Source organism: Corynebacterium sp. HMSC035E02 (assembly GCF_001836065.1).
Lineage (GTDB): Bacteria > Actinomycetota > Actinomycetes > Mycobacteriales > Mycobacteriaceae > Corynebacterium > Corynebacterium hiratae.
In genome coordinates this window covers 1-13,991 of the sequence record NZ_KV827293.1, presented here as the reverse complement: position 1 = coordinate 13,991, position 13,991 = coordinate 1, and the positions used below count along the sequence as shown (strand labels likewise).

Below are 13,991 nucleotides of genomic sequence, written 5' to 3'. Positions count from 1 at the left end.
CCGCCTTAAAACGCGCCCGCGATGGGCAGGCCCACCGCATCGATGCCGTTGCGCAGCGAGTTCGTGGCCAGCTTCCAGCGCCCGTCGAGGTAGCGGAACTCCACCCGCAACGAGAGCGTGGGACGCCCGGCCGAGCTCGCGTTGAGCGTGGCACTCGCGGTGTTCCCCTCCACCGTCAGTGGCCCGCTAATCCGCTTCCAGCCCAGCGGCGGACGGAATATCCCCAGGTTGTAAATGGTTCTCGGCACCACCGTCCCCGGCAGACCAGCCTCGAGGTTGTGTGCCTTGTCCGCATCGGATCCCGGCGTGGCCACGAGCGCGTGCAGGACGCCGTTAAGGTCATCGAGCGTCGGCTCCGGGTTAGTAGCCGCAAAGCTCGCGCTGAAATCCCCACTGGGGTACCAGCCGGTGTTGGGGTCCTCCACCGTCTCATCCACCGCCTGCTCTGGCGCTGGGTCTGCCGCTTGATTCTCCTGCGGTGCCGGTTCCAACGCCACAGCGGGGGCGTCCTGCGCAACGCTTGGCGACGCCGCGGACGCCGCCGTTGTTGGTGCCGTTGTTGCCGCAGCCGCCGGCGCTGCGGAGTCGCTGCTCACGGGCACGCTCGGTTCGGCTGGCTGCGTCATCGCGGCACCCTGGGCTGCCGCCTGTTCCCACTTGCCTTGGCTGAGCTGCACGCCGAAACCCAAGACCAGCGCAGCGGCGACGCAACTGCTCACCACAGATACGCCAACCGTGGGCCAGCTGATCCCACGTGGGCGGGCCTCCATCACGCCGTCCGGCACGCCGCCGGCAACGTCACCGCTCTCACCGAAACTCATTGAGCAGCCGCGGCCGGCTTGGTCAGCACCACGCCGATGGCCTGCAGGTTGTCGCTGTATTTGTTGAACACCGAACGCATCGCGAAAACGCGGCGGCGGGCGTCGGGCATGCGCAAGACGTTAAAGGCGATACGCGCCACGCCCAGCACACCCTCGTCCTGCAAGTTGCGCTTGGCGCGCAGCAGCGCCATATCTGCATAGTGGCGCTCAGTCACCTCGAAGCCAGCCTCCCGTGCCACGCCGTCCCATTCCTTTGTGGTCAGCGGGCGGGCGTTGACGCGGATGGACGTGGCCAGCGCGCGGCGGATCTCGAGCTTCTGGGCGTCGTCAAGCGTGTCCGGCTCCAGGCACAGCTCATGGATGACATACCTGCCGCCCGGGCGCAGGATACGGAACGCCTCCGCCATGATCGCGGCCTTCCCCTTCTCGCCGTGCATGGTGAGCATGGCTTCGCCAAAGACGACATCCGTGCTGTTATCCGGCAAACCCGTGGCCTTGGCGTCATTGACCACCACGGTAGCCGAGGAAGCGCCGGCGAGGCTGGCCTTCGTGCGCGCCACGGCATCAGGATCCTCGTCCACACCGGTGTAGCTGCGCGGGCCTTCCGCCACGATCTGGCGGGCAGTGAGCCCGAGTCCAGGGGCCAGCTCCACCACGTCCTTGTTTTTCAGCTCGGCGGCGTCGATTAGCGTGGTGGTCATCTCCAGCCCGCCGGGGCGCAACACCTTCTTTCCCAGGCGGGCGAGGAGCCAGTGTCCACCAACCTCGGAGTCGGGACGATCGTGCATGGGCAAAGAAGAAGTTGTCATACAGCCAGAATATGCGAGACTTTCTCCATTTAAAAGGTTACCCTAACCTTATTGTGGCCAACCTAACATGCCAGAACGCGGCGACGCCCCGCCACCGCTGGGTGGAGGGGCGTCGGAAAGCAGCGGCGCGGAAAGCGGCGTTAGGAGGCAGCCTCAACGCGCTCCTTGAGGGCCTTGAACTGGTCCCACACCTCAGACGGCACGCGGGAGCCCAGGAAGGTCAGGTACTCCTTGTTGTCTTCCATGTCGCCAGCCCAATCGGCCGGGTTCACGGCAAGTGCCTCGCGGACGTCTTCAATGTCGAAGTCCAGGCCGGTGAGGTCGATATCCTCCGGGCGGGCGGTGTGGCCCACGACGGTCTCAACAGCGTCGACGTTGCCCTCGATGCGGTCCACAATCCACTTGAGAACGCGGGAGTTCTCGCCGAAGCCCGGCCACAGGAAGCGGCGGTCCTCACCACGGCGGAACCAGTTGACCAGGAAGATCTCCGGCATGCGGTCGCCGCCCTTTTCGCCCATATCTACCCAGTGCTGCAGGTAGTCACCGGCGTTGTAGCCCATGAACGGCAGCATGGCCATCGGGTCATGGCGCAGGGCGCCGACCTTGCCCTCAGCGGCAGCGGTCTGGCCAGAGGAGAGCAGGGCGCCGATCATGGTGCCGTGGTTCCAGTCGAAGGCCTGGGTCACCAGCGGGACGGTATCCGCGCGGCGGCCACCGAAGAGGATGGCGTCAATCTTGACGCCCTTCCAGTCATCAAACTCCGGAGCAGCAGACGGGCACTGCGTAATCGGCACGCAGTAGCGGGAGTTCGGGTGCGCCGCCTTGGTGGTGGAAGCCGGGGTCCAATCGTTGCCGCGCCAATCGATGAGGTGCTCCGGGGCCTCGCCCATTTCCTCCCACCAGACATCGCCGTCGTCGGTCAGCGCGACGTTGGTGAACAGGGTGTTGCCCGGCTCCATCGTCTTCATGGCAATCGGGTTGGAGTCGTAGTTGGTGCCCGGCGCCACACCGAAGAAGCCGTTCTCCGGGTTGACTGCGTACAGGCCGTCCTCGCGCAGCTTCATCCAGGCGATGTCATCGCCCACAACCTCAGCCTTCCAGCCCGGGATGGTCGGGGCGATCATGGCCAGGTTGGTCTTACCGCAGGCAGACGGGAAGGCGGCCGCGATGTGGTACTTCTTACCCTCCGGGTTGGTGAGCTTGAGGATGAGCATGTGCTCTGCCATCCAGCCCTCTTCCTTCGCCATGACGGAAGCGATACGCAGCGCGTAGCACTTCTTGGCCAGGATGGCATTGCCGCCGTAGCCGGAGCCGTAGGACCAAATCTCCTTGGTCGCCGGGAACTGCGTGATGTACTTCTTCTCGTTGCACGGCCACGCGACATCCTCCTGGCCCGGCTCCAGCGGAGCACCAACGGAGTGCAGGGCGTGGACAAAATCGCCGTTCTCACCAATCTTGTCCAGAGCCTGCTGACCCATGCGGGTCATGATGCGCATGGAGAGCACGACATAAGCGGAATCAGTAAGCTGCACGCCGAGCTTCGGGTCCGGGTCGCTGATGGGGCCCATGCAGAAAGGCACCACATACATGGTGCGGCCCTTCATGGAGCCACGGAAGGCCTCGGTCATCTCTTCCTTCATGGCTGCCGGCGGGGCCCAGTTATTGGTCGGGCCGGCGTCCTCGGCGGTCTCGGTGCAGATGAAGGTGCGGGACTCCACGCGCGCGACATCCGACGGGTTCGAGCGCGCCAGGTAGGAGTTCGGGCGCTTCTCCTCGTTGAGCTTAATCAGGGTGCCCTTCTCCACGAGCTCAGCGGCGAGACGGTCAGCCTCCTCCTGGGAGCCATCTACGAAGACGACCTCTTCCGGCTGGAAGAGCTCGACGCTCTCACTGATCCACGAAATAAGCTTCTCGTTCTTCGTGGGCAGTTCACCTACAAGGCCCTTAATGGTTGCGGTCATCTCACATTCTCCTGTGGTCGGTGTGGCCAGGGTGCTTTATATCGCCGAAGGTTTCCCCTATCGACGTTTCACCAACCAGAGTACGGATACTGGCGATAACAGAATGTGTAATACAGCCCACCCCGGTTATATCCACCCTGGTTAACCCGACTAACCCAAGGACAACGAAGTGTGAAATAGGGCACGCAACCACCAAAGATACCCCCGCACAGGGGTGGATTTTCTTTGGGTTGTCCATCCCGTACGCCCGTCCCGCTACCCCCACGGCGTCCTGTGTGGCCTCCACCTGGACGCCCCTCCGCCCTCCACGGCGCGGCACGTTGCCCCTCACCCCTGCTTAAGGGAACAATGTCAACTGATGAATAGTGCAGACTCCTCCCAGAATCCCGCCGCGCAGATGCCTCACGGCCGCGGCCTCCAGACGGATTTCAACGCCGAGTTCAACAATGATTTGGACTACCCGCGCCTCGGCAACGTGACCTTCCGTCGCGGTACCCTCACCGACAACCAGAACGCCCTCTTCGAGGAGCACTGGCCTCAGTTGGGACGCCTGCTTGCCGACGAACCCCTCGACATCCCCGCCTGGTTCGGCCGCGAGGGCGCCAAGACCATCGTGGAGATCGGCTCCGGCACTGGAACCTCCACTGCCGCGATGGCCCCGTTGGAAAAGGACACCAACATTGTTGCCGTCGAGCTCTACAAGCCGGGCCTAGCCAAGCTGCTGGGCTCCATCATCCGCAACGATATCGAGAACATCCGCATGGTCCGCGGCGATGGCATCGAAGTTCTCATGCGCATGTTCGCGCCTGAGTCCCTCGACGGCATCCGCATCTTCTTCCCGGATCCGTGGCCCAAGGCCCGCCACCACAAGCGCCGCATCATCCAATCCGGCACGCTCAACCTCTTCGCTTCCCGCCTCAAGCCGGGCGGCGTGCTCCACGTGGCCACTGACCACGCCGGCTACGCCGAGTGGATCGACGAGCTCGTAGAGGTCGAGCCCTCCCTCGATTACAAGGGCTGGCCCTGGCCGGAATGCCCCATCCTCACCGACCGCCAGGTCATCACCAAGTTCGAGGGCAAGGGCCTGGATAAGGAACACGTCATCACCGAGTACCTCTGGGAGAAGAAGTAATGGCCGGCACCTACCTTCTGGTGTGGGATGCGCCCAACATGGACATGGGGCTTGGCGCCATCCTCGGTGGGCGCCCCACCGCCGCCTACCGCCCGCGTTTTGATGCCATCGGCCGCTGGCTGGTGGAGCTGGCCTTTGATAACGACGCCACTCCCGAGGCCGCCGTCTTCACCAACGTCACTCCCGGCGGCGCCGACGTCATCCGCCCCTGGGTCGAGGCCATCCGCAACGTCGGCTTCGCCGTCTTTGCCAAGCCAAAACTGCACGAGGACGATGACGTCGACCCCGACATGGTCGAGTACATCAAGGCCAACCGCGAGAACCTCTCCGGTGTCATCGTGGCCTCGGCTGATGGCCAGAACTTCCAGCACCTGCTGGAACAGCTCTCTGCTTCCGGCCTGCCCACCTGCGTCCTCGGTTTCCACGAGCACGCTTCGTGGGCGCTGACTCACCCCGACATCGAATTCGTCGACCTCGAAGACATCGAGGGCGTTTTCCGCGAACCGCTGCCGCGCGTTAACCTGGATAATCTGCCTCCAGGCGGCGCCTGGCTGCAGCCTTTCCGCCCGCTGTCCGCGCTGCTGCCGGACCGCGCGCCCGAGCACAATTAGGAGCCGCATGTTTTATTCTTGGGGCCGTTTTTCCTACGCCCAACGCAAGGTCATCCCGCTCCTCATCGTCGGGCTCATCCTGGGCCTCTTCTTTGGCTTCGGCACGCGCCTGGAGGAGCGCATGAGCCAGGAGGGCTGGGAGGACCCGGGGGCGGCGTCGACAAGCGCGGCACAGATCGAGTTGGAGACCTTCGGCCGCGACAATTCCGGCGACGTCATCCTGCTTTTCGACGACCCCGATGCCCACGCCGCCGAGGCCAAGGCCTTCCTGGATGAGCTCCAGACCCAGTATCCGGAGCAGATCGACTCCGTCACCAGCTACTTTGATAAGCGCAACCCGAACCTCATCACGCAGGATCACTCCACGGCCTTCGCCGCCATCGGGCTCAAGGGTGACGGCGAGCAAACGCTCAAGGACTTCCGCGCCATCGAGGATTCCCTGCACTCCAGCGGGCTGCCCGTGCAGGTAGCGGGTGCCACTGCCGTGGCCGATGCGCTGGACGAGGGTATGGCCAAGGACATCTCCCGCGCGGAGAAGGCCGCCCTGCCGCTTGTCGGCCTGCTGCTCCTCGTGGTCTTCGGCTCCGTCGTCGCGGCCTTCATGCCGCTCGTCGTGGGCGGGCTGTCCATCCTGGGCTCGCTGGGAATCCTCTCAATCCTGGCCGGCTTCCAGCAGGTCAACGTGTTCGCGCAGGCCGTCGTGACGCTGCTGGGCTTGGGCCTGGCCATCGACTACGGCCTGTTCATGGTCTCCCGCTTCCGCGAGGAACTGGACAAGGGCCGCAGTACCCAAGAGGCCGTGGCGATCACCACCGCCACCGCGGGGCAGACCGTGGTCTTTTCCGCCGCGATGGTGGCCGTATCCCTCTCCGGGCTTTTCCTCTTCCCACAGGCCTTCCTCAAATCCGTGGCCTACGGCTCCATCTCCGCCGTCGGCCTCGCCGCACTCCTGTCGGTGATGGTGCTGCCGTCGTTGTTTGGCATGCTGGGCCACAACATCGACAAGTGGACCGTACGCAAGACCTCGCGCCGCGGACGCCGCATCGAGGACACGTGGTGGTACCGGATGCCGCGCTGGGCCATGGGCCGCGCGGGTCTGATGACCACCGCTATCTGCGCGCTGCTCATCGCGCTGACCCTGCCGGTGCTGGGCGTGAAATTCGGCGGCATCAACGAGACCTACCTGCCGCCCAACCAGGACGCGCGCGTGGCGCAAGACCAGTTCAACGAGCAGTTCCCTTCCTTCCGCACCGAACCGGTCAAGCTCGTGGTGAAGAATGCGACTAATGAGCAGCTTGTCGACGTCGTCATGCAAGCCCGATCCATCCAGGGTCTGACCGAGCCGATGGGCCCGAAGACCGCGACCGTCGACGGCACCACCGTCCTCGGCGCCGGCATCCAAGACCGCGAGGACTACGCGCGGATCGTCCACGAGCTCGAAAACATCGAGGCGCCGGAAGGCGTGGAGCTTTATGTCGGCGGCACCCCGGCCATGGAGGTCGAGTCCCTCGACGCGCTCTTCGACACGCTGCCCTGGATGGCCCTCTACGTGGTGCTGGCCACCTTCATCCTCATGGCGCTGGTGTTCGGCTCGTTCATCCTGCCGCTGAAGGCCATCATCATGACGCTGCTTTCCTTGGGTGCCACGCTGGGCATTTTGACGCTCATGTTCGTCGATGGCCTCGGTTCCGGCCTGCTCAACTTCACCGCCGGTCCGCTCATGAGCCCGATTCTGGTGCTCATCATCGCCATCGTCTTTGGCCTGTCCACGGACTATGAGGTCTTTCTGGTCTCGCGCATGGTGGAAGCCCGCCGCCGGGGTGCGTCCACGGACGAGGCCATTGCAGCAGGCACCGCGCACACCGGCGGCATCATTACGGCGGCTGCGCTCATCATGATTGTGGTCGCAGGGGCCTTCGGCTTCTCCGATATCGTCATGATGAAGTACATCGCCTTCGGCATGATTTTTGCCCTGCTTATCGACGCCACCATCGTCCGCATGCTCCTCGTCCCCGCCGTCATGCACCTGCTGCGCGAAGATAACTGGTGGGCGCCGCGCTTCCTCACGCGCCTGACCCACCGCCTCGGCGGCGACTCCCCCGAGCCCGCCGCTGCGCAGCATCCTGCTATGGCCGCAGCCCCGGCCCCCGCGGCCAGCCAGGTACTCGCGGAGGAGGGGGCGTCGGCAAGCACCGCGAACGAAGCCGCCGTACGCGGTGACCGCAGTGCCGATACTGACGAGGAGCTCATCCCCTTCTCCGAGCTGGTCAAGCGCCTCAATTCCACGGATGCTCGATGAAGAAGAACTGGCTGACCTGGATAATCTCCCTGCTGATTCTGGCCGCGCTGGCGTGGTTCTTCCGCGACCAGCTGGACTTCATCTCCGAGGGATTGCGCCGCCTGCGCCACGCCGAACCATTCCCCGTGGTGCTGGTGGTGTTCTTCGCGCTGCTGTCCATCGCGGGCATGGCGGAAGTGATGAAGCGGCTCATCGGTGCGGGCGGCGTTGAGGTCCCGCTGCGCGAGACCTACGCCATTACGCTCGCCTCGAATGCGTGGTCCACGACTCTGCCGGCGGGCCCTGCTTTTTCGGCCGTGCTCACCTTCCAGGTGCAGCGCCGCTGGGGCGCGTCGGTGGCGCTGTGCAGCTACTTCCTGTTTTTATCCTCGATTATTAGCTCGATGTTCCTCGCGCTCATTGGGCTCGGCGGAGTGTTTTTCCTCAACGCCGACATGGCTTTGGGCTCGTTGATCACAACTATTGTCCTCATGCTCGCGGCGCTCGGCGGCATCTTCTGGCTGACCTCGCACCCGGTGACCCTTGAGCGCTGGCTGCGCAAGCTGCGGCCCGGCCCCAAGCGGGACCGCGCGATCCAGGAGGTGCGCAACCTCGGCGAGGTCCACCTTTCGCGTGGCCCCTTCGCTGTGGTTGCCGGGGCCTCCCTTGTGCACCGCCTGGCCGATATGGCCGCCCTGTGGGCTTCGGTGTGGGCGGTAACCGGCGAGATTCCGTGGCTGCGTGCCGGCGCCGATCACACCACCCTGGCGGGCGTCGCACTGGCCTTCCTGGCGGCGAAGCTGGCTGGCTCCGCGCAGGTCACCCCGGGTGGCGTGGGCACGGTGGAGGCCGCCCTTATCGCTCCACTAGTGGCCACGGGCCTGACCGTGGTGCACGCCACCTCCGCGGCCATCATCTACCGGCTTATTTCCTTTGCGCTCATCACTATCATTGGATGGGTCATCTACTTCGCTCACTACGCCCGCGATGGCTTTTCTTACGCGGCGTTGAACCGGAAGGAATCCTAAATGCGCGTTGCCCCGCTTATCGACGTCCTCGCCCTCGCCCTCTTCGCCATCCTCGCCCGCCTGGCGCATGGTGGCCTGAGCTTTAGCTCCTGGGTTGATGCCTTCTGGCCGTGGACCGTGGGCGCGCTCGTGGGCTGGGTCATCATCATGGCCACGAAGCTAAGCGGCCTGTGGAAGGAGGGCGCCGTCGTGTGGCTCAGCGCCGTCATCGGCGGCATGGCTTTGTGGATGCTGGTCAACGGGCGCCTGCCGCACTGGTCCTTCCTCATCGTGGCCACCGTGATGTCGGCGCTATTCTTCTTTGGCTGGCGCGCCATCGCGGCCTTTGCGTCCCAGCGTTCCTAATCGCTCACGGTAATCCGCAACTTACCCATTGCGCGATCCAGAATATCTTCCGGATCTTCTCCACCGCAGGCATGCGCTACGAGGCAACCAAGTCGCTCTGTTGAAGAGCTCGCAGTCTCCACCCTTACACCAGGTTCCGCTGTGCAATAGCCGGCAAGGATTCCTGGCTCCGATAGCGCTTCATCGACCCCACTAACGGCTGTGATAGTTCCAGGAGGGACTTGGATATAGCGGACAGCGCTACTGTGACCATCGCGCCGTTGAGGAAAGACAAATCCATCGTTAAGAGCGTTTTTTCTACCGTGCTGGCGCACAGCATCTGCAATGAGAGGATCAAAAATGTTTGCACCATGTACAGAACTGACAAGTAGGTGAATGAAGTCGCCGCCTGGGCGCACATGCCCTTCACCTAAGACCACCCCCTGGCCGTCCACCCACCAGCCCTCGACATGAAAGAGCCCCGCGCTCAGTCCCCATGCGTTTAGGGCAGAAACGACAGATGCGGCTATCTCTTCTTCATGATCGGAGAGAAGGACGCTAGGGTAACGGTGGCCGATTTCCACCACGCCCTCAAGCCTCTTATCAGTGATACCAACCACGACAGGTTCGGAAGCATAGAAAAATCCCTCCGCTGAAAACTCAGTGCCTTGGACGAATGTTTCGACGAAGCCGTCCGACAGTGTTCGGAGTGCCTCCCTCGCACTCTCGAGATCAGTGTGAACACTCACTCCAGCGCTGCCTGACCCACTGCGTGGCTTCACGACCCAAGGACCTGGTATATCTCGCGGTTCCTCTGCCGTCGCAGGTTGTTCGAAGCCAGCATCACGCAAGCATTGACGAGCCTCATCCTTCCGCTTCAATCTAGCTACATACTCTGGAGCGTTGCCACAATCGTCGAGAAGAGCGGTCTGATATGTGTAGTCTTCGCGGAAGCATACGTAACCTTCACAGTCACTGTATCCAGTTGATTCCTTCCGAGCGAGCGCTTCGTCGAGATTCTTCCCGTCTAATTCGATGAGCTCTACACCTTGGCGAGCAGCGGCATCTCGAAACATGCCTAGCTGATGATGACCGTGCGGCATCCGTGGGAATGCCCCGACCAAGCCTATTCGTTGCTTATTCAACGACTACCTCCACTTCCCGAAGCCTCGATTCAAAAGCTTCAATCTCTCTCCGGGACGCCGCAACTACTACAACTTCCGCAAGGATTGAACTCAAGGTGTCAGCAGGGGGTTGCCTAATCACATCGCCGACATGCACGTGTTGTTGGGATTCTACGACAATAGGAGCAGTAGGAAGCTGACCCATAGATTTAAGCACTCCCTCTTTTTCAGTATGTAGCTTGAATGTTGCCGCCACATAGCCATCGCGGGGCACCGCAAATGAAGGTCTCTGCCCCGTTGCAATGCGTACCAAATCGCGAGCGAAGGATACACCGGTTACCTGCGGTACCAAGTGGGAGGCAATGTAGTCTCCACCTGGTCGAGCAGCAATCTCGACCAATTTAACTGTTGATGTTCTAGCGTCAAAGAAGAATTCCATGTGGAACGCACAATTATTGATTCCGAGGGCTTTAATTGTCGCCTGTAGAAGCGGCTTCACCGCATCCTGAATTCCCTCTACGGCCGATGGAAAAACCTGTCCAATTTCCAATCGAAACTCAGGTGTAGTCGTTTTATCTGTCACGCCTATGAGATGAACTTCCCCTTCGTACACATATCCCTCAGCGCTGTGTTCACTTCCGGTCAGTAACTCCTCCACTACCATCGGGCCGCCCCATCGGGACACTGCAGCCGAAACTTCCTCCGCCGTATGACACAGGGAAAACCCTCGAGATCCAGAAGCATCCACTGGCTTAACCACACACGGGACCGTGATTCCTGCACCCTCCATTACCGATTGCGCATCATCCCCCGGCTCAATAAACGAAAATGAAGGAATCATCTGCGGTGCGATACTCTGTACGGCCTTTCGCATCTCAAACTTGTTCCGTGCCTTCAGAGCAGCGGCCTGCGATGGTGCAGGAAGGCCGAGTTTATCGGCAAGCAAGGACACCGTCTCTACATCACGGTCGCTGAAAGTGACAACTCCACGGATGTCGTAGCGGGATGACAATTCATCCACTGCTGCAATGACAGCATCTTGGTCATTGGTATCGAGCTGCACTGTCTCTACGATGCCGGCAGGTCGAACTTCCTTGTCAGTGAGAAGCACCGCACCATCAGATGCTTCGAACGCTGGTGTCCATTCCGCGGCAGTCCTCCGGTGGTTGAGATAGAGAACTACATCGTTGGCCATCTTGAAACGAACCTGCGATGCGCGGCGAACTGCTTCCGCATGCGTATCAGCTTCCACGAAACCTACTCTGTCCCACGAACATGCTAGTTCGGAGACCCAGGTATTCGGTTCAACTGTGATAACGCAATGTCCCGTTGGATCTTCAATGCTCCGTACCAAACCCCGCGGCGCATGAATGAAGCGAATAGCTGCTGAAGAACTAGGTTGTTGTGGCACTGAAACCGCATATTGGCACATAGCACGTGCCCACTGCTCATAGAGATTTACTCCCCACGCCCGATCAATGAGAAGCATGATTCGGTCGCCTGGTGGGCGGCCTGCGCATTCGATGGGTGTGGTGCCCTTGAATTCGGCATGCAGTAGAGCGGTCTGCACCCCCAACTTCGACACCAAGTCCCGCATGGCCTCCTCCACCCCAGGATTGTGCTGTCCTACTTCGTGTCCTAATTCCACGGCACCGCTAGTCTCTTTGCTCGTAATGTTCAGAAACACCACATCACCATCGACTACGAGGCATTCGGCCGACGTCTCTTCTCCCTCTATCAAGCTCTCGCAAATGTAGCGAGTATCCCATGGTCGGCCCGCTTCCTGGCGAGGTTCGCGTGCGGTCGACGTATGAGTCCACGCCGACGAAATTTCTTCTGATGAACGAATGATTGAGACACCAAGTGAGGCTTGACGGTTCGCTGGCTTAATCACACAGGGAGGCTCGAAGATGTCGCTTTCGCTCTTAACCTCAGTCCATTGAACTCCGCCCACACAGCGGCGGAACGCAATTTTATCTCGCAAGGGAGCATCTTCCCCTGCATGCGGCAGGCCGACGGCGCGAGCTGCAGCATTAGCGGCGCCCACGGCATACTCCAAGCCCGGGACGACGCCATCGACATGCGTATCCTTTAGAATCTCACGGATACACTCGATGGCTGCAGGAGAATTGTTCTGGTATTCGCACCACTCCCACCGCGAAAGAACAGATCGAATTCGAGGATCAGCAGATCGCTTTTCGAGTCCCTTCTTTTCATACAGTGAACGCTCCTCCACCACGATGACGAAGAATTCTGTGTCTGCCTCGGCAAGAGCGCAAAGGGCCTCGTGATTATAGCCAAACATCACTAGCGTCAGCGTTCGAGGAGAACTGCCGGAACCATCTGCAAAGCGTTCGTTCAATTTCATATTCATCGCCTTTTCATTGATCTGTTTGTTGGTTTGTCAGTTTCAGTGTCAATAGCCGCGCTCTCAATGCTTAGCCGAGGATGGAACCTTGTCGCATTGTTTAGCGTCATGTTCTCCGCTCATTAAGGAGCGCACAACAAAGCAGCAGACAATAAGCACGGCAGCAGAAAGCGCAATCCATTGAGGAGCAATAATGACACCGAGCCCCAGTCCGATTCCTTCCCCAGTGGCAACCACTAACTGTCGCGCCTGAACCGCTTCTAAAGAACCAGTCATTGGTAACGAAAGAAGCGCTGCATCCACTAGCGGAATAAAAAGAGTCTCCGCGAAAGAAAAAATGATGATCCCAAGAAATGGATTAATTTTCACCGCGACCAGGGCAATTACAAAAACTAAAGGAGAAACCAGCACCAACGTCTGATTCGATAGTCCGCTATCTCGTGCTTTCTTAATCAATCGCGTACCCAGAGGCTGAAGCAGTACCACCGAAAGGGCATTTACCGCAAATACCGCTCCTCGGATGACCGGCGACGTGTAATGCGCACTGACCGCTACTGCTATGGAAGAAAAGAGCTGACTATAAAGCATGTACCCAACCACCACGCCGAGAACAACCCAACGCACAGGTGCCTTACCTAGCGGCTGAATTACCCTAAGTGCAAAGGAACCTCGGACATCAGCTTTCCGAGGTCTGATCTTGTACGACAGTGCCAACGCAGGGACAACTGCGGCTGCCAAGTAACACGCAGCAGTATAAAAAAAGATCACATTCGACGTCGATGAGAACAAGACATTGCCGATGACTGGCCCAACCGCTGCCGAGACGTTCACCGCAATATTGATCGATCCAAAAATCTCTAACTTAGTCGTCTCAGAAGCTTCGGATTCAACAAGGTAGTGCCGAATACTCGATCCATTCATGTTTATCCCTGCTCCGGCCAAGAGCAAGGCAACGACCAGCAGTGGCGCATTAGGTTGGAGACCGATAACAAAGAAAGAAACCGACGCCGCAACTAGGCCGATCTGCATGGCCGCAGCGAAGGGAAGCAACCGTAGGAGTCTCCCCATCACCAAGGTTGATGCTCTTACCGAAATACCAAAGGCAGCCATCGCACAACCAGCGATGAACGGAGAAACCTTATCGGGAAGCCAGAGCGCCAGAATCGGCATCACAGCGAAGTATCCGAGATGCGACAGAAAATAGTCAAACACAAAACTATATCGAGCCAGCCGCGTCACACGTGCGTCAACAACCATTTGTTATCCGATCGCCCAAGGATTCAGGTAGCCGACAACTATCAGCGGAAAGCCCAGCCACAGATGATTGCTTCAACAGTGCGCTGACTTTTGATGCTAACGCCATAAGGCATTCTCCCCAGCTCACTCATCTAATCTTCAATAGTGAGATACCTTACAGTGCATTACTGTCAGTGTCTTCCATTACGCGAGATTTTCTTTATTTATTTCGAGCAAACCACGGATTAAGCTTCTCTAAGAGGCAAACAGGCCCTTCCGGTTTTAGAGTGCGTTGATTT

Annotated in this window: 11 protein-coding genes; 5 read left to right on the top strand and 6 right to left on the bottom strand. The window is 60.2% G+C overall.

The window, feature by feature from the left end; translation table 11 throughout:
• Window positions 1–5 precede the first annotated feature (5 nt).
• From HMPREF2635_RS01000 to HMPREF2635_RS00990, 3 genes are all read right to left on the bottom strand, one after another.
• On the bottom strand, window positions 6–821 hold the full coding sequence (locus HMPREF2635_RS01000) for an MTB12 C-terminal domain-containing protein (protein WP_053089094.1): 816 nt from the start codon (window positions 819–821) through the stop codon (window positions 6–8).
• Window positions 818–1,630 (bottom strand): class I SAM-dependent methyltransferase, encoded by an 813-nt coding sequence (locus tag HMPREF2635_RS00995; protein ID WP_049156954.1) that lies wholly within the window; start codon window positions 1,628–1,630, stop codon window positions 818–820. Before HMPREF2635_RS00995 ends, HMPREF2635_RS01000 begins: the two co-directional genes overlap by 4 nt.
• A gap of 140 nt (window positions 1,631–1,770) precedes the next feature.
• Window positions 1,771–3,591, bottom strand: a complete 1,821-nt coding sequence (locus HMPREF2635_RS00990; RefSeq protein ID WP_070545164.1) for a phosphoenolpyruvate carboxykinase (GTP) — start codon at window positions 3,589–3,591, stop codon at window positions 1,771–1,773.
• Between the two features lie 358 nt (window positions 3,592–3,949).
• Between HMPREF2635_RS00990 and trmB the strand changes: the two genes are divergently transcribed.
• Genes trmB through HMPREF2635_RS00960 form a run of 5 tightly spaced genes read left to right on the top strand, consistent with a single transcriptional unit; the run spans window position 3,950 to window position 8,985 of the window.
• A complete protein-coding gene (gene trmB / locus HMPREF2635_RS00980; RefSeq protein WP_070821109.1) occupies window positions 3,950–4,723 on the top strand; it encodes a tRNA (guanosine(46)-N7)-methyltransferase TrmB in 774 nt (257 codons plus the stop codon).
• On the top strand, window positions 4,723–5,334 hold the full coding sequence (locus HMPREF2635_RS00975; protein WP_070821108.1) for an NYN domain-containing protein: 612 nt from the start codon (window positions 4,723–4,725) through the stop codon (window positions 5,332–5,334). The genes trmB and HMPREF2635_RS00975 overlap by 1 nt, the downstream gene beginning before the upstream one ends.
• Before the next feature lie 7 nt (window positions 5,335–5,341).
• Entirely contained in the window at window positions 5,342–7,633 is a 2,292-nt protein-coding gene (locus tag HMPREF2635_RS00970; protein WP_070821107.1) for an MMPL family transporter, read from the top strand.
• On the top strand, window positions 7,630–8,640 hold the full coding sequence (locus HMPREF2635_RS00965) for a lysylphosphatidylglycerol synthase transmembrane domain-containing protein (RefSeq protein ID WP_070821106.1): 1,011 nt from the start codon (window positions 7,630–7,632) through the stop codon (window positions 8,638–8,640). The genes HMPREF2635_RS00970 and HMPREF2635_RS00965 overlap by 4 nt, the downstream gene beginning before the upstream one ends.
• Window positions 8,641–8,985: a DUF3054 domain-containing protein gene (locus tag HMPREF2635_RS00960; RefSeq protein WP_070821105.1), complete on the top strand. Its 345-nt coding sequence runs from the start codon at window positions 8,641–8,643 to the stop codon at window positions 8,983–8,985.
• Here the strand turns inward: HMPREF2635_RS00960 and HMPREF2635_RS12810 are convergent.
• The 3 genes from HMPREF2635_RS12810 to HMPREF2635_RS00945 all read right to left on the bottom strand — a co-directional run bounded on the left by HMPREF2635_RS12810 (window position 8,982) and on the right by HMPREF2635_RS00945 (window position 13,713).
• Window positions 8,982–10,040 (bottom strand): ATP-grasp domain-containing protein, encoded by a 1,059-nt coding sequence (locus HMPREF2635_RS12810; RefSeq protein ID WP_168167648.1) that lies wholly within the window; start codon window positions 10,038–10,040, stop codon window positions 8,982–8,984. The two genes, HMPREF2635_RS00960 and HMPREF2635_RS12810, sit on opposite strands and share 4 nt — an antisense overlap.
• Before the next feature lie 61 nt (window positions 10,041–10,101).
• Window positions 10,102–12,456 carry an ATP-grasp domain-containing protein gene (locus HMPREF2635_RS12805; protein ID WP_168167647.1) on the bottom strand — a complete coding sequence of 785 codons (2,355 nt, stop codon included), beginning with the start codon at window positions 12,454–12,456 and terminating at the stop codon, window positions 10,102–10,104.
• Window positions 12,457–12,519: 63 nt separating this feature from the next.
• Entirely contained in the window at window positions 12,520–13,713 is a 1,194-nt protein-coding gene (locus tag HMPREF2635_RS00945; protein ID WP_070821103.1) for an MFS transporter, read from the bottom strand.
• Window positions 13,714–13,991: the final 278 nt, after the last annotated feature.